This is a genomic window from Flavobacterium sp. KBS0721, from assembly GCF_002007065.3.
Classification (GTDB): Bacteria; Bacteroidota; Bacteroidia; order Flavobacteriales; family Flavobacteriaceae; genus Flavobacterium; species Flavobacterium piscis.
Genome location: NZ_CP042170.1, coordinates 1,079,235 through 1,099,123, shown reverse-complemented (window position 1 = coordinate 1,099,123; position 19,889 = coordinate 1,079,235). Strand labels below are relative to the sequence as shown.

At 34.8% G+C, this 19,889-nt stretch carries 16 protein-coding genes; 9 read left to right on the top strand and 7 right to left on the bottom strand.

Translation table 11 applies throughout. The annotated features are described in order from the left end of the window. Positions 1–95 precede the first annotated feature (95 nt). Entirely contained in the window at positions 96–854 is a 759-nt protein-coding gene (locus B0M43_RS04960; RefSeq protein WP_168199927.1) for a hypothetical protein, read from the top strand. 135 nt (positions 855–989) lie between these two features. Further along, complete coding sequence (locus B0M43_RS04955) at positions 990–1,751, top strand: hypothetical protein (protein WP_078006632.1); 762 nt, start codon at positions 990–992, stop codon at positions 1,749–1,751. A gap of 101 nt (positions 1,752–1,852) precedes the next feature. Here B0M43_RS04955 and B0M43_RS04950 read toward each other — a convergent pair whose 3' ends face one another. Continuing rightward, entirely contained in the window at positions 1,853–2,818 is a 966-nt protein-coding gene (locus tag B0M43_RS04950) for an SPOR domain-containing protein (protein ID WP_065451813.1), read from the bottom strand. A gap of 256 nt (positions 2,819–3,074) precedes the next feature. On the opposite strand from B0M43_RS04950, the gene dprA reads away from it, so the two are divergent. Next, positions 3,075–4,175, top strand: coding sequence for a DNA-processing protein DprA (dprA, locus tag B0M43_RS04945; RefSeq protein WP_078006633.1), 1,101 nt, complete (start codon positions 3,075–3,077; stop codon positions 4,173–4,175). Positions 4,176–4,672: 497 nt separating this feature from the next. Here the strand turns inward: dprA and trpS are convergent, their stop codons facing one another. After that, positions 4,673–5,647 (bottom strand): tryptophan--tRNA ligase, encoded by a 975-nt coding sequence (gene trpS, locus B0M43_RS04940; RefSeq protein ID WP_078006634.1) that lies wholly within the window; start codon positions 5,645–5,647, stop codon positions 4,673–4,675. 238 nt (positions 5,648–5,885) lie between these two features. Beyond that, positions 5,886–6,398 carry a GxxExxY protein gene (locus tag B0M43_RS04935; RefSeq protein ID WP_317044549.1) on the bottom strand — a complete coding sequence of 171 codons (513 nt, stop codon included), beginning with the start codon at positions 6,396–6,398 and terminating at the stop codon, positions 5,886–5,888. Positions 6,399–6,529: 131 nt separating this feature from the next. Between B0M43_RS04935 and B0M43_RS04930 the strand changes: the two genes are divergently transcribed. Continuing rightward, positions 6,530–7,288: a 1-acyl-sn-glycerol-3-phosphate acyltransferase gene (locus B0M43_RS04930; RefSeq protein WP_078006635.1), complete on the top strand. Its 759-nt coding sequence runs from the start codon at positions 6,530–6,532 to the stop codon at positions 7,286–7,288. Positions 7,289–7,837: 549 nt separating this feature from the next. On the opposite strand, the gene recA is transcribed toward B0M43_RS04930, so the two are convergent. The 4 genes from recA to B0M43_RS04910 form a co-directional block, all read right to left on the bottom strand. Continuing rightward, positions 7,838–8,845 (bottom strand): recombinase RecA, encoded by a 1,008-nt coding sequence (gene recA, locus B0M43_RS04925; RefSeq protein WP_089477425.1) that lies wholly within the window; start codon positions 8,843–8,845, stop codon positions 7,838–7,840. Between the two features lie 169 nt (positions 8,846–9,014). After that, entirely contained in the window at positions 9,015–9,524 is a 510-nt protein-coding gene (locus tag B0M43_RS04920; protein ID WP_078006636.1) for an acyl-CoA thioesterase, read from the bottom strand. Between the two features lie 123 nt (positions 9,525–9,647). Continuing rightward, entirely contained in the window at positions 9,648–10,031 is a 384-nt protein-coding gene (locus tag B0M43_RS04915; protein WP_078006637.1) for a DoxX family membrane protein, read from the bottom strand. 7 nt (positions 10,032–10,038) lie between these two features. After that, positions 10,039–11,187 carry a DNA polymerase III subunit delta' gene (locus B0M43_RS04910; RefSeq protein ID WP_078006638.1) on the bottom strand — a complete coding sequence of 383 codons (1,149 nt, stop codon included), beginning with the start codon at positions 11,185–11,187 and terminating at the stop codon, positions 10,039–10,041. A gap of 434 nt (positions 11,188–11,621) precedes the next feature. Here B0M43_RS04910 and B0M43_RS04905 point away from each other — a divergent pair, with 434 nt between their 5' ends. The 5 genes from B0M43_RS04905 to B0M43_RS04885 all read left to right on the top strand — a co-directional run bounded on the left by B0M43_RS04905 (position 11,622) and on the right by B0M43_RS04885 (position 19,817). Beyond that, positions 11,622–12,074, top strand: coding sequence for a hypothetical protein (locus B0M43_RS04905; RefSeq protein ID WP_065451822.1), 453 nt, complete (start codon positions 11,622–11,624; stop codon positions 12,072–12,074). Between the two features lie 205 nt (positions 12,075–12,279). Next, on the top strand, positions 12,280–13,572 hold the full coding sequence (locus B0M43_RS04900) for a hypothetical protein (protein ID WP_065451823.1): 1,293 nt from the start codon (positions 12,280–12,282) through the stop codon (positions 13,570–13,572). Positions 13,573–13,673: 101 nt separating this feature from the next. Then, on the top strand, positions 13,674–14,090 hold the full coding sequence (locus B0M43_RS04895) for a hypothetical protein (RefSeq protein ID WP_078006639.1): 417 nt from the start codon (positions 13,674–13,676) through the stop codon (positions 14,088–14,090). Continuing rightward, positions 14,087–15,514 (top strand): gliding motility protein SprC, encoded by a 1,428-nt coding sequence (sprC, locus tag B0M43_RS04890; protein ID WP_078006640.1) that lies wholly within the window; start codon positions 14,087–14,089, stop codon positions 15,512–15,514. The genes B0M43_RS04895 and sprC overlap by 4 nt, the downstream gene beginning before the upstream one ends. Position 15,515: 1 nt before the next feature. Continuing rightward, positions 15,516–19,817 (top strand): type IX secretion system membrane protein PorP/SprF, encoded by a 4,302-nt coding sequence (locus tag B0M43_RS04885; RefSeq protein ID WP_078006641.1) that lies wholly within the window; start codon positions 15,516–15,518, stop codon positions 19,815–19,817. Positions 19,818–19,889: the final 72 nt, after the last annotated feature.

The window sequence follows — 19,889 nt, the reverse complement described above, 5'->3', positions numbered from 1 at the left end:
ATTTGGAATTTGGAATTTGGAATTTGGAATTTGGAATTTGGAATTTGGAATTTGGAATTTGGAATTTGGAACAAACATTATGTAAAATAGAAATCATGAAAAAACTATTATATATCTTATTCATAAGCGTTACCATTCAAAATGCCATAGGGCAGGACTTGAAACCGGAATATCAAAAGTTCGTTAAGAGTTTTATCGATAACGTAAAAAATGACAGAAAAGAGGCTGTAGCGGGAGCTATTAAGTATCCTTTAAAAAGAGAAAACCCAATTCCGTCTATCAAGAATAAAGCAGAGTTGGTAAAACGATATACTGAAATTTTTGATGCTAAACTGAAAGCTGAAATTTCCAAATCAGATCCTGCAAAAGATTGGTCAGAAGTGGGTTGGCGAGGCATAATGCTTAATCAGGGGACTTTGTGGATGGATACGGATGGAAAAGTTTTTTCTATTAGTTATCAGTCAAAAACGGAGAGTGATCTCAAAAACAAGTTGATAGCTTCTGAAAAAAACAAAGTTCACCCATCGATTGCAAAGTTTAAAGCGCCGGAAGTCATTTTAGAAACATCTAAATTCAGAGTCAGAATTGATGATTTAGGAAATGATAATTACAGATATGCTTCGTGGTCGATAAAGCAATCAATGAGTGAAAAACCGGATTTAATCATTACCAACGGAAAATGGTTTCGGGACGGAACAGGAGGAAATAATCATTACGACTTCAAAAAAGGAAATTTTCTTTATCAGTGTTATATTACGGTTTTGGGTACAAAAGATTCAGCGCCAGCTACTTTAACCATTTATCAAAGCGGGAAAGAAATTCTCAATCAGGACGCTAAAATTGTTCCACGTTAAACAAAAATCCTATTCGTTGCGGCGAATAGGATTTTTGTTTTGCATGCACTTTTGAATTTGTTCAAAGCGATGATCATATATTATTTATATTTGATTGTAATTGGCAGATTAATAATTAATTAAAAATATTTTAGGATGATAAGAAGAAATCTATTTTTAGTGATGCTGATTTTTTGCAGCTGTTTTGTTATGGGGCAGGAGTCGAATATTGAATATCAGAAATTTGTAAAAAAGTTCATTGATAATGTCAAAAGCGACAACAAAGAGGCTATTAGTGACTGGGTGGTTTATCCGCTAAAGCGGGAATATCCAATAGCTGATATTGCTAATAAATCAGATTTTTTGAAACGATATTCTGAAATTTTTGATACAACATTGAAAAATGAAATTATAAAATCGACTCCAACAAAAGGCTGGAATGATATGGGTTTGCGAGGCATTATGTTAAATCACGGCAGTATTTGGCTGGATATCGACGGACGTTTAACGGCAGTAAATTATCAATCGAAAACAGAAACAGAAAATCGAAATAAACTGATTGCTGCACAAAAAAAGATGCTTGATCCCAGTATCGCTTTCTTTCAGACGCCTATTTGCATTCTGGAAACATCTGAATTTAAAATCAGGATTGATAATTTAGGAAATAATAATTATCGATATGCTTCATGGTCAAATAAAAAAGAAATGACTCAGAAGCCTGATTTGGTGATTAGTGGAGGTAAATTGGTTGTTGAAGGAATAGGCGGAAATCATCAGTACGAATTCAAAAAAGACAATTTACTTTATGAATGCTCGATTATAGTTTTGGGCGAAAAAAATTCGCCTCCGGCGAGACTACGAATTTATCAAAAAACTAAAGTGATTCTTTCTCAGGATGCTAAAATTGTTTCACGTTGAACAAAGAAACTATTCAATAGGGCGAATAGCTGTTTTTCAGATTTAAAGATTAAAAAGGGCAAAAAAAAATCCCATCTGCCGTGGCGGATAGGATTTCTTTATTATAGTGTTTCAACAAGGATCCAGGCATCTGGATTTTCACCTTTTTGTATCTCTTTCTGTGCTTTTTCGGCTTCAGACATTGTAGCATAACTTCCGTATAAAACAGGAAATAAACCATGTTTGTTTTCTCCAAGCATTCGGGCTTTAAAACCGTCTTTTATCAATTGATTGTATGCTTTTCGTGCATTTTGTTCGCTTCTGTAAGCACCTGCCATAATGTGGTATGACATCGCTTTTTCTGCAGCAACTTCTACTTTTGCAGAATCAACAGAAAGGGTTACAGCCGGCATTGGGCTTTGTATAAAAAATGTAGCTTCCTGTATCTTGTTTTCTACTTTTTTCTGTACGGCACTTTCTACAATAAGCGTTTTGGTTGCGATTTGATTTTGGTACAAAGGATATCCAATACTTCCGGTAATTCCCAATCCTAATACAAGAATTGCGGCATATTTTAAGAAAGAATTTGACGATCTTTCCTCTTCATTTTCATATAAAGCAACTGGTTCTCTTTCTTCGATTTCTTTGATTTTTTTCTCGAAGTTTTCCTTTTTTACAATTGGAGAAATAAAAGGACTCAATCCAAATGAACTTGCCAAATAATTGGTTTGGTCGTTTGGTGTAAAAATTATATTTTTCTCTGTATTAAGTCGAATTTCACCTATGTTTTTAAGGCTGATAACACCATTTTCTTCTAAAGTTTTTTTCCAGCTTACTACTTCAAAAGCAATAGCACTCACTGCAAAACCATAAGATGTTTTTTCAGCATGAGCGATATGATTTGCCAATAGCCCGTCATTGTTTTTCAAGTGGCTATTAAATGAGATCGATTTTTTAGGTGGAAAAAACGAATTTGTGCTTTCATTCAGCTGTGCCGAGTGAATTTCGGTTAAAAATGCTCCAAACCCTGGAACCGTTACACACTGATAACGATACAATAACTGTGCTATATAGTTTTCGATTTTCATAGTAACAAAGTTATGCAACGAATATAGTTATCAAAATTTTATTCACAATTTTTATTAACAATTCGTATAATTTTATAGACAATTAATCTTCAGTTAGTTGTATTTATTTTTTCTTTTTATGAAAGTACCACAATGGGTATATTTTTTTATTTTTTGAAAGAATTTACTTCTAATTTATATCTTTGGCATTTTTAAAATCAATTTAAGAGTTGTTTGATAAACCAATTTTTTGCCGCCATTTAACCTTATTCAATTCATGTCAGATCAAGATTTATTTTATTTATTAGCCTTATTAAAAGTTGAAGGAGTGGGAGATATTATGGCTAAAAAATTACTCGCTAATTGCGGAAATGCCGAAGCAGTTTTTAAAACAAAAATAAATCAAATTGCTGCTATTGATGGAGTTGGATCTGCTTTATTGCATAATTTAAAAGATAAATCTGTTTTTGAAAAAGCCAGTCGCGAACTTGAATTTATTCATGCAAACGACATTAATACTTCCTTTTTTCAGGACGAAAGTTATCCCGAACGTTTGAAACATTGCTTTGATTCTCCGGTTTTAATTTTTTCTTCAGGAAATATAAATTTAAAAAACAAGAAAATAATAAGTATTGTGGGAACACGCCAGATAACGTCTTACGGAATTGAGTTTTGCAAGAAATTAATCGATGATTTGGCACCGCTTGATCCTATAATTGTAAGTGGTTTTGCTTATGGAGTGGATATCGTGGCGCACCAGTTAGCAATAGATTGTAACCTGCAAACCATTGGCGTTTTGGCGCACGGTTTAAACCAGATTTATCCCAAAACGCACAAGAAATATGTGGCTGCAATGGAGCAAAATGGCGGATTTATTACTGAATTCTGGAGTACTTCAAATCCTGATAAGGAAAATTTTGTACGCAGAAATCGTATTGTTGCCGGCATGACCGAAGCTACAATTGTCATAGAATCTGCAGATAGAGGAGGTTCACTTATCACTGCAAATCTTGCTAACGATTACAATCGTGATGTTTTTGCTGTTCCGGGACGCGTTACAGACAAATACAGTCAGGGTTGCAATGATCTTATAAAAACTCAAAAAGCAAACGTTTTAACGAGTGCAGCAGATTTGATTTATATTTTGAATTGGAATATCGAAAATAAAGGAAAAACGGTTCAGAAACAATTGTTTGTTGAACTCGAAGCTGATGAACAAAAAGTGTATGATTTTTTGCTGAAAAACGGGAAGGAATTACTGGATATGATTGCTTTACAATGTGATTTTCCTATCTATAAAATTTCGGGACTTTTATTGAATATGGAACTTAAAGGAGTAATTCGGCCTTTGCCAGGCAAACTTTTTGAAGCAATTTAAGGTTAGAGATAACCTTATTTTCTAGTGATGTGACTTGAAAATATTTACAAAAAAAAGTACTACAGAAAGCAAACAAAAAACAACGGTAACTGTAAAATTTTGAAAAGTTATGGAGTAGAGGGTCAATAAAATAATTTCAAAGTGAGCTATAGAAATATAATAATTGGTCTTTCGTTTTAGGAGATAAAGTATTAAATATCCAATAATGAAGCAGATTTGAGAGCATGTTATAAACGCAGTTAATATGATCTCTTTCGAAAAGTTATAGGCCCAGCCAACGGTTTTGTTTATAGTGTAAAACTGTTCATCTGAAAATAAATAAGCTAACAAAAACCCCAATGCAAAGAGCAATATTAGGAGAAGAAACATGTATTTTGTAAATAGTTTTCTCAATATTCTATTTAATTAATTTCTATGATTTTAATTTATAGTAAGCTAGAAAAGAGTTTTTTAAAATAAAAAACCCGACAGTTTTAAATCTATCGGGTTCGAATATTTTATTTACCAAAGCCAAGTACTTCACGAACTTTTGCCAAAACACCATCTGCAATAACAGAAGCTTTTGCAGCACCTTTTTTCAGTAAAGCATCAACTTCGTCAAGGTTGTTGATATAGTAATTGTATTTTTCTCTTTCGGTTTTGAATTTTTCTGTAATCAATTCAAACAAAGCTTGTTTAGCGTGACCGTAACCATAATTTCCACCCAAATAATTGGCTCTCATTTCGGCAATCTGAGCTTCATTTGCTAATAATGAATAAATTGCAAATGCATTACAAGTATCCGGATTTTTAGGATCTTCAAGCGGTGTGCTATCTGTTTCGATGCTCATCACCTGCTTGCGTAATGTTTTATCGTCAAGGAAAATGTTGATAATATTATTGGCAGACTTACTCATTTTTCCGCCGTTCGTTCCGGGAATCAACATGCTGTCTTCCTGAATTTTTGCTTCCGGAATTACAAAAGTTTCGCCCATTTGGTGATTGAAACGAGAAGCTACATCACGAGTAATTTCCAAATGCTGCAATTGGTCTTTTCCAACCGGGACAAATTCAGCATCATAAAGTAAAATATCAGCAGCCATTAACATTGGGTAAGTAAAAAGTCCCGCATTAACATCGTCTAAACGATCCGCTTTATCTTTGAACGAATGTGCCAAAGTCAAACGTTGAAACGGAAAAAAACAACTTAAATACCAGGTTAATTCAGTAGTTTGAACCACATCAGATTGTCTGTAAAAAGTAACTTTATCAGGATTTAGTCCGCAGGCAAGCCAGGCAGCTGCAGTACTATAAGTGTTTTCTCTTAAAGTTTTACCCTCTTTAATTTGTGTAATCGAATGTAAATCAGCGATAAACAAAAAAGATTCGTTTTCTGGATCATTTGATAATTGTATCGCCGGAATAATTGCTCCCAATAAATTGCCTAAGTGTGGCGTTCCAGTACTCTGAACACCGGTAAGTATTTTTGCCATTCTAGTTTTTTATTCTTTAACTGCAAATGTCGTGATGTTTTTTTTAACCGCAAAGCATGCAATGATTTTAGACAAAATTCGCAAAGTACGAGTGGTAAAGTTTTGAAATGATTTTTAGAGAAAAGATTGGGTGCATTTTTTTAAGAAGTGTCTTATTTTTACCGCAAAGGCCACAAAGTTTTTTCGCAAAGTTTGCTAAGTTTTTAAAGAAAGGTTTTTGAAGTTCACAAAGCTGGATTTATAAATTGTTGACAACTCTTCTGATTCCATTTTTTAGTAGAGTTTCGTTAAAGTTGATGAGTAAACCTAATTTGTAATTTCCAAGTTTTAGATACGTTAGAGTTTGTGCTAAGTGATTTACGGTAAGCGATTCTACACTTTTTATTTCGATTATTAATTTGTTTTCTACTAGCAGGTCAATACGATAACCACAATCTAATCTAACTTCTTCAAAAATTAATGGCATTGCTTTTTCTTTTTCAACAGCTAGTCCTCGTTGTTTAATTTTATACAATAAACATTCCTGATAAGCATTTTCTAATAATCCAGGTCCAAGAACTTTATGAATTTCAATTGCTAATCCGATTATTATATTTGATATTTCGTTTTCAGTCATATATAAAAAAACAATAAATTTAATAATTATTTTCTTATTTTTATTGAGTTTGACCGCAAAGTTATTTTGTAAAAATTTCAAATTTTTACAAATTGAAGTTTCCTGCTTACAGCTTTGTGAGCTTATTGCTTGCAATTATAAGTTTTGTTATTCTTCTTTTCTTTGCGAAAAAACTTTGTGGTCTTTGCGGTAAAAAAAAGGTACCTATTATTTAAGCTAGAAATTCTTTTTGCAAAATTCATTTCTGTTTTATTACATTTGAAACTATGAAAGGAATTAAAATTGTTTTTTGGGTTTTGTGGCGAATTTGGTTTTATGTTTTAATGGCCATTCCGATATTGATTATGCTGCCGTTTTTGCTTATTTCTATTATATCAGAAAGCGGATACCCCTATTTCTTTAAAATGGCCCGCATTTGGGCTAAATTTATCCTTTTCGGGATGGGTTTTTATTATACGGTCAAGCGCGAGCAGAAACTAGTTAAAAATACCAGCTATATGATCGTGGCCAATCATACTTCGATGACAGATATTATGCTGATGCTGGCTGTAGTTCGAAATCCTTTTGTATTTGTTGGAAAAAAAGAACTTTCGAAGATTCCGTTGTTTGGATTTTTCTATAAAAGGACCTGTATTTTGGTGGATAGAAATTCGTCAAGAAGTAAAAATGACGTTTTTAAAAGAGCTCAGGACAGGCTTAATCAAGGACTTAGTATTTGTATTTTTCCTGAAGGCGGAGTTCCTGATGACGAAAGTATTTTATTGGATGAATTTAAGGATGGTGCTTTTCGATTGGCAATAGAACATCAAATACCAATTGTTCCTATTGTTTTTGCTGATAACAAAGAACGATTCTCGTATACTTTTTTGAGTGGAAGTCCTGGCAAAATGCGGGTTAAGATTTTACCTTTCGTAGAAACAAAAGGATTGACAAGTGAAAGCCGAAAAACACTTCGCGATGAAGTAAGACAATTGATTTATAAAGGATTACTTCAGTTTAAGAAAAAGACAGAAGAAAGAAAATAAAATAAAGAAAATAGAAAGCCGACAACTCATAAAAGTTGCCGGCTTTTCTTTTGAATTAAAATCCCCATTTTATATCAAAAAAGACTATCGATGAATTATTTTCTCTGAAATAAAACGCAATACTTTTTTAAATTTCAATTTGGTTTTTTTACGGTTTTTACTGTACAACACTTCTATTTTCTCTTTCATGGTTAAAAATATTAAGGATTGATAATAAAGAGTTTGGTTTAAACTCAAGTTAACGTCATAATAGTATAGAGAGTAGAAAACAAAAAAGGTTGCGTGAAAAACGAAAACTTTTAAAAATTATTGGAATAAAAAACCCGCTAGTATTGAAACTAACGGATTTTTATAGAACAAACAACCAAATTTATTCTGAAAAAAGTTCGAATTGTGTATTATGGCCTAATACCAATCAAAGCTTTGTCTTTTTATTAGATGGGTAAATTTTAAAATGGTTGCGTCATTTTATTCTTTTTTTGAAAATAAAAAACCCGACAGGTTTTAAAAAACTGTCGGGTTAGTATATAAAATGCTACTAATTAAGAATTAAGCGCTTGCTAATTCCTTAATGTGCGCTTTAATTTTTACTTCTAGTTCATCAGCTAATTCCGGATTATCTTTGATTAAAGATTTTACAGCATCACGACCTTGTCCTAATTTTGTATCTCCGTAGCTAAACCATGATCCTGCTTTTTTAACGATCTCAAATTCAACCGCTAAGTCAAGAATTTCTCCTGTTTTAGAAACTCCTTCTCCGTACATGATATCGAATTCGGCAGTTTTAAAAGGTGGAGCCACTTTGTTTTTTACGATTTTTACTTTCGTTCTGTTTCCAATAACATTCTCACCATCTTTAATTTGAGATGAACGACGAATATCTAAACGAACAGAAGCGTAGAATTTTAAGGCGTTACCACCCGTTGTTGTTTCAGGATTTCCAAACATAACTCCAATTTTTTCTCTCAACTGGTTGATGAAGAAAACCGTACAGTTTGTTTTGCTGATAGTTCCTGTTAATTTTCTCAAAGCCTGAGACATCAAACGTGCGTGAAGACCCATTTTAGAATCTCCCATTTCACCTTCAATCTCACTTTTTGGAGTCAAAGCAGCAACAGAGTCAATTACCACAATATCAATTGCTCCTGAACGAATTAAGTTCTCAGCAATTTCTAATGCCTGCTCTCCGTTATCTGGCTGAGAAATGATCAGGTTTTCGATATCAACGCCTAATTTTTCAGCGTAGTTTCTATCAAAAGCATGTTCAGCATCTATAAAAGCAGCAATTCCTCCCGCTTTTTGAGCTTCGGCAATGGCGTGTAATGTTAAAGTAGTCTTTCCAGAAGATTCCGGACCGTAAATTTCTATAATTCTTCCTCTAGGATAACCGTTTACTCCAAGCGCTAAATCAACACCAAGAGAACCTGAAGAAATAGTTTCAACTTCTACAATGGCTTTATCGCCCATTTTCATTACGGTTCCTTTTCCGTACGTTTTATCTAGTTTGTCAAGCGTAAGTTGTAGCGCTTTTAATTTGGCTTCTTTCTCTGAACTCATCTCTTTTTTTTCTTTTTCTTTCATGTAAATTTTTATAATTCATTCTCAAAAACAAACCAGAAATGATAACTTACTGATTTAGATTTGTATCAGGCTTGTATTTTGTAAAATTAGTTCTTTTTTTTGAAGTTTGATTCTCTCCAATTGTTCCAAATTGTCACAAATTTCACTATAAAAATAAAGCCTTTAATTCTGTCGCTTCAGAAGGTTTTATTTTTCCGGCTAATAGTAAACTCAATTGTTTACGACGTAAAGCAGCATCAAAGCGTTGTATTTCCAATTCAGTTTCTGGCGCAATCGGCGGTACTTCAACTGGTCTTCCGCTATCATCCACTGCAACAAAAGTATAAATGGCTTCGTTGGCTTTGGTTCTGCTTCCCGATTCACGGTCTTCTACCCAAACATCAATGAATACTTCCATAGAACTTTTAAAAGATCTGGAAACCTTTGCTTCGATTGTTACTACGGCTCCAAGGGGAATGGCTCTGTTAAAAGCAACGTGATTTACAGATGCTGTCACTACAATTCGGCGTGAATGTCTTCGGGCTGCAATACTTGCTGCGCGATCCATTCTTGCTAATAATTCACCTCCAAAAAGGTTATTCAAAGGATTAGTTTCGCTCGGTAAAACTAAATCGGTTAATATCGTTAAGGATTCTGAAGGGTGTTTTGGATTCATTTTTTTAATGTAAAATTTATTTTTTTTGCCACAGATTGCACAGATTGCACAGATTAAAAAGATTTAAAAATCTGTGTGAATCTGCGAAATCTGTGGCTTATTTTTTAAATAATTTCGGTCAGTTTAATTCAACCAGTAAACAGCCATAACAGCTGGTATAAAATAAATTACAATGGTTCTTGCGCCATCATAATCTTTCGCTAAACGTTGCCCAAAAAGCATCATTAATAAAGATATACAGGAAAATATTGCGCCGTAAAAGCCAAATTCGCGGCCACTATTCGTTAGCAATTGGATAGCTCCAACGACACACAAAATTCCTGAAATTAATTCCAGAATTAAAAGATGCAAAAGCGCAAGAGGCACCTGGTTTTTTAATGGTGTTTTGGCAAAGTGTCCTTTGAGCCATTCGACATTATCTTTCCAATAAAATATTTTTTCATATCCTGATTGTAAGAAGGTTAAGGCCAAAAAGGCTAATAATAAAATAGAGGCAACATTATTCATTTGAAAACTATTTTTTATGAATTAAACGAGTCAGTTTTATAGACAAATCGGTTAGGATTATTTTTGCATTTCCGTTTCTTTCAATGTGATACATCGCATCTGAAAGTTCTTTGAAAATTTCATGAATGTTATTTCCGTTTACGAAAGGAGCAAAATTTTCTAATTTAAATTTTTCAACTTTTGGTTCAATATAAACTAAAGTTGGAGCCTGATAATTAAGCAATAATGCCTGACGAAACATTTCGATACAAAACTGAATGAATTTTTTTTGGCTTTCACGTCCAAGAGCTGCAATTTCTTCACTCCAGGATATTAAATCCTGAATAGCAGCTGCATTGCCTTTTGCCCTGAAAGCGGCGCGAACCCAATTGACGAACCATTGTTCAAAAGGATATTCTGAGTCATCTTCTTTTAAAAGATGCAGGGCTTTGCTGAAATTTCCCTGAGCCTGATGTGCAATTTTAAATGCTGTTTTTTCGTCTACGTTTTCTTTTGAAATCAAAGCTTCGGCAATAACTTTCTCGGGTAATCCGTTAAAGTGAATGACCTGACAACGAGAACGTATGGTTTGGATAATATCTTCTTCATTTTCAGAAATCAAAATAAAAATGGTTTTATCCGAAGGCTCTTCTAATAGTTTCAAAAGTTTGTTCGATGCTGCGATATTCATTTTATCGGCCATCCAGATGATCATGATTTTATAACCGCCTTCGTATGATTTTAACGAAAGTGATTTTAAAACTTCTGTTGCATCTTCCACACGTATTTCTCCTTGCTTGTTCTGAACGCCCAGGATTTTATACCAGTCAAATAAACCGCCGTAAGGCATTTCCTGAATAAACGTGCGCCAATCCTGAATGAAGTCTAAACTTTTTGGTTTTGTTTTGACATCTTCGGTAGTGACCGTTGGATAAATAAAATGCAAATCGGGATGCGAAATGTTTTGAAACTTCAAATTACAGGAATCATTTCCGTTTGAATTTTCGTTTCCGGTATTACTGCACAAAATATATTGCGCATAAGCGATGGCCGTTGATAGTGTGCCGCTACCTTCTGGCCCAATGAATAATTGTGCATGCGGAATTCGTCCGGAAGCTGCACTTTTTATCAAGTGACTTTTGATGTAATCTTGACCTAAAATTTGAGAAAATTGCATGAAGCAAAGATAGAAGAAAATGATGTAGTCAAAAATTTTAGATCAAAAGATTATGAACCAGATATCATTTATCAGATTGTGTTTCTATTTTGATGTTTTTTTTGAGATGTATCAACCAAAAGTTGTTAATAAATTACTTCATACGAGTAAATATCAAGATTTTTTTGTTAATATTTTTTTGCCAAAATCGATAAACGTAAGGTTTTTTTTATTATTTAATATGTGAATATAGCCCTTTTTTATAGCGAATATCTTACGGTTTGAATTTTAACAATTTTAACAAAAACCTCGTTAAAACGCACATTTTCTCGACATAAGACTAATTTTTAAGCTTTTTTTAAGCTTTTTTTTTGAAAAAAGAAATCAATAAAGTTGCAATTTAAGTTAATTTATATATTTTTGTTTTCATCAACAACCAATTATAATAAGAATCTATGAAAGGGAAAATTACTCTACTAAGTGCACTTTTTATTTTAACTACTGCGGCTGTTTCGGCACAGGCTAAAAATGCACCAAGAAGTATCATTAGCACAACAGCTCTTATTCGTAAATACCATGATCAAAAAGAATTGAGTGGTATGCAAAAAGGAGAACTTTTAGAATTATACATTGAGCGTATCAAAGTTCTGGTAAAAACTCTTCCTTACATTGCTTTGGTTACAAAACCGGGTGTTACTATGGCCGATCTTGGTATTCCGGACGACAACGAACACAAAAAAGTTTTAGATGCTCAGGCTGTTGGTACAACTTCTTTTTTAGATACAACAGTAGAATTTCAAAGAAAAATGATGCCATATTCTGATAAAGGAAACCTTATTGCAGCAATTTTATTTTACGAAAGCACATTGAAATCTTTACATGAGTTCAACGAATTGAACGAAATGTAATATTAGATATTATTTTTTAAAACCTTTTTTGAAGTTTTTGCGTAGATGAGTTAAATTTTTTGCGCCATTTTGAAAAAAGAAATAAAAAACAACTCGTTCTCGATGTGTTCTGACTACTATCAGAAAACTCGAGATGAGTTTTTATCATTTAAGCATACGCATACCGCATACCCAAATTTATTATTAACCGTAATACCCCCTTATCATGAAAAAAATTACTCAAATGATCTGCGTTCTTTTGACAGTTACTAGTATGAGTGCTCAACAAGAAAAAGGAATTATGGGCTACAACAATTGGTTGAACAACTGGACCGAATTTAAGCCTCACAAAGTAGAATATGGAGAAGCAAATCAAATTTTAGCAGGAAACATTTCTGTTAATACAAAATTGCTGAAGAGGAATATTTATGTTTTACAAGGCAATGTTTATGTAACTAATAATGCTGTTTTAACGATTGAACCAGGAACTTTGATTATTGGTGATTTCGAAACAAAAGGAACATTGGTAGTTACAAAAGGTGCACAACTTGTTGCAGATGGTTTAGAAACAGATCCTATTGTATTTACTTCAAACCGCAGCCAGAAAAAAGCTGGTGACTGGGGTGGAGTTGTTATTCTTGGAGATGCTCCAATTAATAAATTTGGAAACGTAGGTTCTTACAACATGGATCTTGATCCTACTCTTACTACTTACGGTGGAGATAATGCAGCATCAAACTCTGGAATCTTAAGATTTGTGAGAATTGAATTTGCAGGTAAAAAAGTAAAAGGTGTTGATACTTTTAATGGTTTAACATTAGCTGGTGTTGGTAGCAAAACGGTTCTTGAAAACATCATGGTGAGCTACGCTGGCGGAGATTCATTTGGTATCATGGGCGGAGATATAAATGCTACAAAATTTGTTTCTTATAAATCAATCAACGACGATTTTAAATTTACTCAAGGTGTACAATGTCGTTTCTATAACTCATTGGCAGTTAGATCTTCTTACTTCTCTAGTACTAAAGACGGATCTCGTTGTATGGAAGTAAAATCTTACGAAAAGAAAAGCGAAACCGATTTTACTAAAAAACAAACTTTGGTAGTTGCAACTAATATTACAATGCTTAATGATAGCGAAAACATTAAAGCTGATATTCAGGCAGGTTTAGTAAAAGAGGCTGTTTATGTGGCTGAAAATGCTTCTCTTGAAATGAAAAGAAGTGTGATCTCAGGATTTAATCCTGCAGTATTATTAGACAGCAAAACAGAAATCAATGATGCCAACCTTAAAAAAATCAAATTTGAGGAAATGTATTTCAACCTATGTAACGGAAACATCTTTACAGAATACAATTCTAATAACGAAGATTTAGAGAGCTGGTACGGAAACAGTGTGTTCTTTAATGTTTACTCTCAAAGTGATAACAAAGAAACATTCATTGATATTTCTAATGCTAAAAAACCAGATTTCAGATTGCAATTAGGAAAAATTACAGCTTCAAGCGGCAATAGATAATATACTTGATTTTTATTTCAAAGCGTAAATTTTATTAATAAAGTCCCCAGACACAATTTATGTATTCGTCTTAAACCGGACCAAATAAAGATCAAAACATAATGGCTCAATCTAGAAAAAAATATTTTTTAAATATAATATTTTTGGTTTCACCTATTACGTTAAGTCTATATGCACAAAGTTCGATGGAAACACCTACAGTTTCTGTCGCTACTGTTTGCAGTATGACTGCGTCAAATAACCAAAACAACGATACGTCTGATATCAAAAATATCGACAAATTAGAGAATTCTAATCAGTTTATAGCAGGGCTATCCATCCCCAAGGATAGCCTTCCTATTGCAACTGGTTCTAATGATCAGACTACTTTACAATGCGAGGATAATTCATCACTGGCAGCTTCTTATTCACTTCTTGCAAAAGATATTATTGAGAACTACAGATATGATTTTTCTGAAACATTTATTGACATCTTATTTTTTGAGAATATAGATTTAGCAAGAAAACGCACTATATGATTCGAAAAATTACTTTAAGTTTTACTAAGATTTTAATGTTATTTAGCTTTTTATTTTTAGCTAAATCAAATCTGCATGCACAAACAATAGTTCCTCAGCCATTAAATGGTTTAGAGAAACTTTGTGCCGGTGATTCATTTAATGAATTTTATGCAACATTTAGTTATGTTAATTTTCCTGCGGGAACGACATTCGTTGTAGAACTTTTAGACAATTTAGATAATTCAACTGCTACTACTTTATTAGGACCTCCCGTAGATATTTCTGCTACTCAGCAAACTTTAAAATTTGCAGTACCAACTAATCTGGTTGGTTCTGATAGTTATGGTTTAAGAATCAAAAGTTCAACAGGTGCTACTAGTGTTAGATTTAAAAATAATTTAGGTAATACTTCTTTTCCTGCCTACTATAAAGCATATGAATCTACATTTACTATTAATGGTAAAGCTACTAATGCAACAATTTGTGCTGGCGGTACTTTAACTCTTTCTATAGACGATGGAGATAGTTCACCTTTAAAAATAGTTCCAAGTCTTAAGTACAGATGGCTTAAAGATGGTGCAATTATTTCAGGACAAATAGGTAATACGTTAGTAGTAAATTCTATGGGAGATTATTATGCTTTAGTAGAATATGGCGCCTGTACGGAACCCAATATTAGTTCGAATATTATAAAGGTGGCAAGTTCATCTTCAGGATCTGCTGTAGTTATTAGTTCTAGCTTAGGAAATCCTTTTTGCGGAACTGTTGATGGTACTGTATTAACAGCTTCTAGTGGTAATAAATATACATGGAAAAAAGATGGCGCCCCATTTGGTGGTAATACCCGTACTGTAAAGGCGACTGAATCTGGTATTTACACTGTAGAGGTTGATTTTGGCGGATGTAATGCTATAGGTTCAATTGATTTGAAAAGCAATAGTTTTAATGCCAGTATCGATGTTGCTGATGAGTTTAATCTTGAAGAGGGAGAAACTGTAAACGTTGGCGTTACAACAGATGCTACAAGTCCAACTTATGAGTGGTATTTAAATAATAATCTTATTTCGGGAGCTACCTCAGGGAGTTATCTCGTAGCCGCTATTGGTACCTATAAAGTGAGAATTTCTCAGTCTTCAGGATGTATATCTTCTAGAGAATTTATTTTTAAGGCCAAAGGAAAAGCTGGTCCTTCTTCCGTTATTCCAAATATTGTAAGTCTTAGTGGTTTAAGTCCATATTGGAATATCCCGGACGAATACAAAAATGCCAATACCAAGGTTATGATTATAAGTTCCAATGGCGATATGGTTCTCGATGTGAGCAATTACCAGGGAGATTGGCCTCAGACGTCAATAGATTTTAAAAATGTAAATCCAGTTTATTACTATGTCATTAAAGGCGACGCAGGTGAAAAAAAAGGATCAATAACCGTGATAAGATAATATGAAGAAAATTTTACTATTCATCACTTTATTTTACGGTTTCTCAAATACACTCTATTCCCAGGACAAACCTGAGAATGGAGTTGTTTCGTTTTCATTACCTATCAGAAATTCTTTAAAGTTTAATAGATATTTAATCAACCCAACATTTAGTTTTGTTCGCGAAACAAATGCATATGCCAGTTTTTATAATAAAAGACAATGGGTCCAGTTTGAAGATGCACCAAATACTTACCTGGCCAATTATTCAGGCCGTTTTAGAGAGAATGAAGCTTTTGCTTTTGGATTATTCCAGCAAAATTATGGTTTAATGACCGTTTTTGGAGGAATAGGAAACTTTGCTCATAACATCGTTTTAGAACAAGACAGTAACTTAACTTTTGGTATGAACGTTGGCGTATATCAAAGTAGCTTAAACAAAGGAAAAATCATATCTGATGATCCAACTCTTTTAAATATCGATTACCCTTCAAATACATTGCTTACAGTTAATCCGGGTATCAACTACGGAACTACATTTCTTGATTTTGGAGTTTCTGTTAACAATCTTATACTTTACAATTTCGGTTCAGGAATTGTAAAAGATGATCCGGAAAGAGCTATCGAATTGCATACTATGTACACGGGTTATCTTGATAGTTTTGGATTTTTTGACAGAAGTAAATTCTCTGGAATTGTAAAAACAGAAATCAAACAAGACAAAACAATAATTTCAGGACTTGCCATGATTGCCATTCCGCAAGGAGTTTGGGCACAAGCAGGTTACAATACTTTATACGGAATTTCGGCAGGTTTGGGTATTAATATTTCGCCAAGTATTGCTATCGAATACAATTACGAGAGAGGTATGGGGAATTTTACCAATCTGGGAGGTTCTCATGAATTTGCAATTGCTTATAAATTCAAAAATAAAAACTATTACTATGGTGATGATGAAGAAGGTTCTCTAATAGATCCTTCGAAACCAAAAGCAGTAATGGCTAAAAAAACTACCACTCCGGTAACGAGAGTAAGTGGTGCCGAAACAGCAAAACTTGCTGCAGAAGCTAAGGCTAAAGCCGATGCTGAAGCACTTAAAATAAGATTGGCTGCAGCCGAAAAAGTGAAGGCCGATGCCGAAGCTGCTGCAAAGGCAAAACTAGAAGCCGATAATAAAGCTAAAGCCGATGCTGAAGCATTAAAAATAAAATTAGCTGCAGATGCCAAAGCAAAAGCTGATGCAACAAGAGCACAAACTGCAACAACTAACAGAGCAGTTGCGACAGAACAAAAAACACAAGCACAATTAACTGCAGACAAAGCGAGAGCTGATGCTGAAGCACGCAGAATAAAATTAGCTGCAGATAATAAAGCGAGAGTAGATGCTGCTGCTGCTGCAAGAGCGCAGGCAATTGCAAATAAACCTGCTGCAACAACCGCTCAGAAGACTCAGGCACAATTAGCGGCTGATAAGGCTAAAGCTGATGCAGAAGCATTGAGAACTAAGTTAGCTGCAGATAAAGCTAAAGCCGATGCCGCAGCCGCTGCAAAAGCAAAAACTACAGCTGCACCACAAAAAACACAAGCAGAATTAGCTGTTGATAAAGCGAAAGCTGATGCAGAAGCATTGAAAATTAAGCTGGCTGCCGACGCTAAAGCAAAAGCCGATGCTGAAGCTGCTGTCAAAGCAAAATTAGAAGCAGATAATAAAGCGAAAGCAGATGCCGAAGCTTTAAAAATAAAATTAGCTGCTGATGCTAAAGCAAAAGCTGATGCTGCCGAAGCAAAACGTAAAGCTGATGCCAAAGCAAAAGCTGAAGCCGCAGATTTACAATCGATTTTAGCTGCCGATGCTAAAGCAAAAGCAGATTCTGATGCTTATCAGGCCAGATTAGCCGCTGAAGCTAAAGCCGCCGCCGCTGCTGCTGTAAAAACCAAAGCGAGCATTGATGCTGCCAACAAAGCAAAATTAGCTGCCGATGCGAAAGCAAAAGCTGCTGAAGATGCTGCATTGAAAGAAAAATTAGCTGCCGATGCAAAAGCGAAAGCCGATGCAGAAGCTAGAGCTGCAAGAATAGCTGCGGATGCTAAAGCTAAGGCTGATGCTGAAGCTGCTGCCAAAGCAAAATTAGAAGCCGACGCAAAAGCGAAAGCTGATGCCGAAGCACTGAAAATAAAATTAGCTGCAGATGCAAAAGCGAAAGCAGATGCAGACGCATTACAAGCAAAATTAGTTGCTGATGCAAAAGCGAAAGCAGACGCGGAAGCACAACAAGCAAAATTAGCTGCGGATGCCAAAGCAAGAGCTGATGCTGAAGCACAACAAGCCAAATTAGCTGCCGATGCGAAAGCAAAAGCGGACGCAGAATCATTACAGGCAAAATTAGCAGCCGACGCAAAAGCAAAAGCTGATGCAGAAGCACTACAGGCGAAGTTAGCAGCCGACGCAAAAGCAAAAGCAGATGCAGAAGCTCTTCAGGCAAAATTAGCTGCCGATGCCAAAGCTAAAGCTGATATGGAAGCGTTACAAGCAAAATTAATTGCAGATGCAAGAGTTAAAGCGGATGCAGAAGCAACTGCTAAAGCGATAGCAGATGCAGAAGCGAAAAAATTACAAGAAGCGGAAGAGGCGCGTTTGGCAAAATTAGCTGCCGATGCTAAAGCTAAAGCGGATGCTGAAGCACTTCAGGCAAAATTAGCTGCCGATGCCAAAGCGAAAGCTGATGCTCAGGCTTTGCAAGCAAAATTAGCAGCCGACGCAAAAGCAAAAGCAGATGCAGAAGCATTACAAGCAAAATTAGCTACGGACGCAAAAGCTAAAGCGGATGCTGAAGCACTTCAAGCAAAACTTGCTTCGGATGCTAAAGCTAAAGCGGATGCTGAGGCACTTCAGGCAAAATTAGCAGCCGACGCAAAAGCAAAAGCAGATGCAGAAGCACTTCAGGCAAAATTAGCTGCGGACGCAAAAGCAAAAGCTGATGCTGAAGCACAACAAGCAAAATTAGCAGCCGACGCAAAAGCAAAAGCAGATGCAGAAGCACTTCAGGCAAAATTAGCTGCGGATGCCAAAGCTAAAGCAGATGCAGAAGCACTTCAGGCAAAACTAGCTGCTGATGCCAAAGCAAAAGCTGATGCTCAGGCCATGCAAGCAAAATTAGCTGCAGATGCAAAAGCTAAAGCAGATGCCGAAGCACTTCAGGCAAAACTAGATGCAGATGCAAAAGCAAAAGCCGATATGCAAGCTGCACAAGCTAAGTTATTGGCAGATCAAAGAGCACAAGCAGATGCTGAAGCTACGGAAAGATTAAAGGCTGAAGAAGAAACGAGACAATTGAGATTGGCAGAAGAAGCACGTGAAGCAAAATTATTAGCTGATGCAAAAGCAAAAGCCGATGCAGAAGCACTTCAGGCTAAACTAGCCGCAGATGCACTTGCAAAAGCAGCTTCAGCTCCAAAAGATGATACAGCAAAAGCAATAGATGATTTAACACAATCTATCGAGAATTCGGTTAAAAATCAAAAAGATTTATTATCACAGTTTAATACAACAGTGGCTAATAAACAAAGAGATTTGAATGACTTAAAAGAAGAAAATGATTTAAGTGAAAAAGGAATTTATAAAGAGCCAAAACCTTTCAAAAGTGTTGCGGCCGAAAACAGTCAGTTAGAGGCTTTAAAAACACAACTTGCGGATGCTAACAGAATCCAAAAAGATGAAATCGCTAAGCTGACTAATTTATATAACGAAAGACTTAAAAAATTCCCGAATAAAAATGATGCTTTAAACAAGGCGTATCTGGATAAGATCAACCAGTTGAAAGCAGCACAATTAAAAATGGAAGAAGACAGTGCGACTTTACTTTCGAATTTAGAACGTATTAAAGCTGAAACTGAAATTGAGAAAAAACGTAGAATCAAACGTGCAGCTTACGAAAATGATCAGGGAAGATATGCGCAGGACGTTGCCGCTCTAAAACGTATAAAAGAAACGACAAAAGTAAGTAGTACACCATTAACCGCAAGTGATTTTGATTTTGGTGAAGACCAGTCGAATATGCAGATTATCAAGAACATTAAAAATTCTGATAGTGGTTATTATTTAATTATTGCAGTTCACAATAGTGTAGAAAAACGTGATCAGTTCCTGGCTAAAGCAATTGCAGCAGGACGTTCAGATGTTAATTTCTTTTACAATGTAACAACAAGTAAGTATTATATCTATTACGAAAAATTCGAAGGTTTATCTGAGGCCACTAAGGCATTAGAAGCAAAAGGAACCAAGCCATATAACGGGAAAATGGCTATCGTAAAAGTCGAGAATTAATACACGAATAAGAGTAAAGTCAGTCCTCCTTCGGTTAAGGAGGACATTATAATAAATGTTATAAAATACTAA

Bases quoted from the DNA above. Each gene is read 5' to 3' on its own strand.
- sprC (WP_078006640.1), top strand. From the start codon at position 14,087: ATGATTCGAAAAATTACTTTAAGTTTTACTAAGATTTTAATGTTATTT.
- B0M43_RS04895 (WP_078006639.1), top strand. From the start codon at position 13,674: ATGGCTCAATCTAGAAAAAAATATTTTTTAAATATAATATTTTTGGTT.
- B0M43_RS04960 (WP_168199927.1), top strand. From the start codon at position 96: ATGAAAAAACTATTATATATCTTATTCATAAGCGTTACCATTCAAAAT.
- B0M43_RS04915 (WP_078006637.1), bottom strand. From the start codon at position 10,031: ATGAATAATGTTGCCTCTATTTTATTATTAGCCTTTTTGGCCTTAACC.
- B0M43_RS04930 (WP_078006635.1), top strand. From the start codon at position 6,530: ATGAAAGGAATTAAAATTGTTTTTTGGGTTTTGTGGCGAATTTGGTTT.
- recA (WP_089477425.1), bottom strand. From the start codon at position 8,845: ATGAGTTCAGAGAAAGAAGCCAAATTAAAAGCGCTACAACTTACGCTT.
- dprA (WP_078006633.1), top strand. From the start codon at position 3,075: ATGTCAGATCAAGATTTATTTTATTTATTAGCCTTATTAAAAGTTGAA.
- B0M43_RS04955 (WP_078006632.1), top strand. From the start codon at position 990: ATGATAAGAAGAAATCTATTTTTAGTGATGCTGATTTTTTGCAGCTGT.
- B0M43_RS04900 (WP_065451823.1), top strand. From the start codon at position 12,280: ATGAAAAAAATTACTCAAATGATCTGCGTTCTTTTGACAGTTACTAGT.
- B0M43_RS04910 (WP_078006638.1), bottom strand. From the start codon at position 11,187: ATGCAATTTTCTCAAATTTTAGGTCAAGATTACATCAAAAGTCACTTG.
- B0M43_RS04920 (WP_078006636.1), bottom strand. From the start codon at position 9,524: ATGAATCCAAAACACCCTTCAGAATCCTTAACGATATTAACCGATTTA.
- trpS (WP_078006634.1), bottom strand. From the start codon at position 5,647: ATGGCAAAAATACTTACCGGTGTTCAGAGTACTGGAACGCCACACTTA.
- B0M43_RS04950 (WP_065451813.1), bottom strand. From the start codon at position 2,818: ATGAAAATCGAAAACTATATAGCACAGTTATTGTATCGTTATCAGTGT.
- B0M43_RS04905 (WP_065451822.1), top strand. From the start codon at position 11,622: ATGAAAGGGAAAATTACTCTACTAAGTGCACTTTTTATTTTAACTACT.
- B0M43_RS04885 (WP_078006641.1), top strand. From the start codon at position 15,516: ATGAAGAAAATTTTACTATTCATCACTTTATTTTACGGTTTCTCAAAT.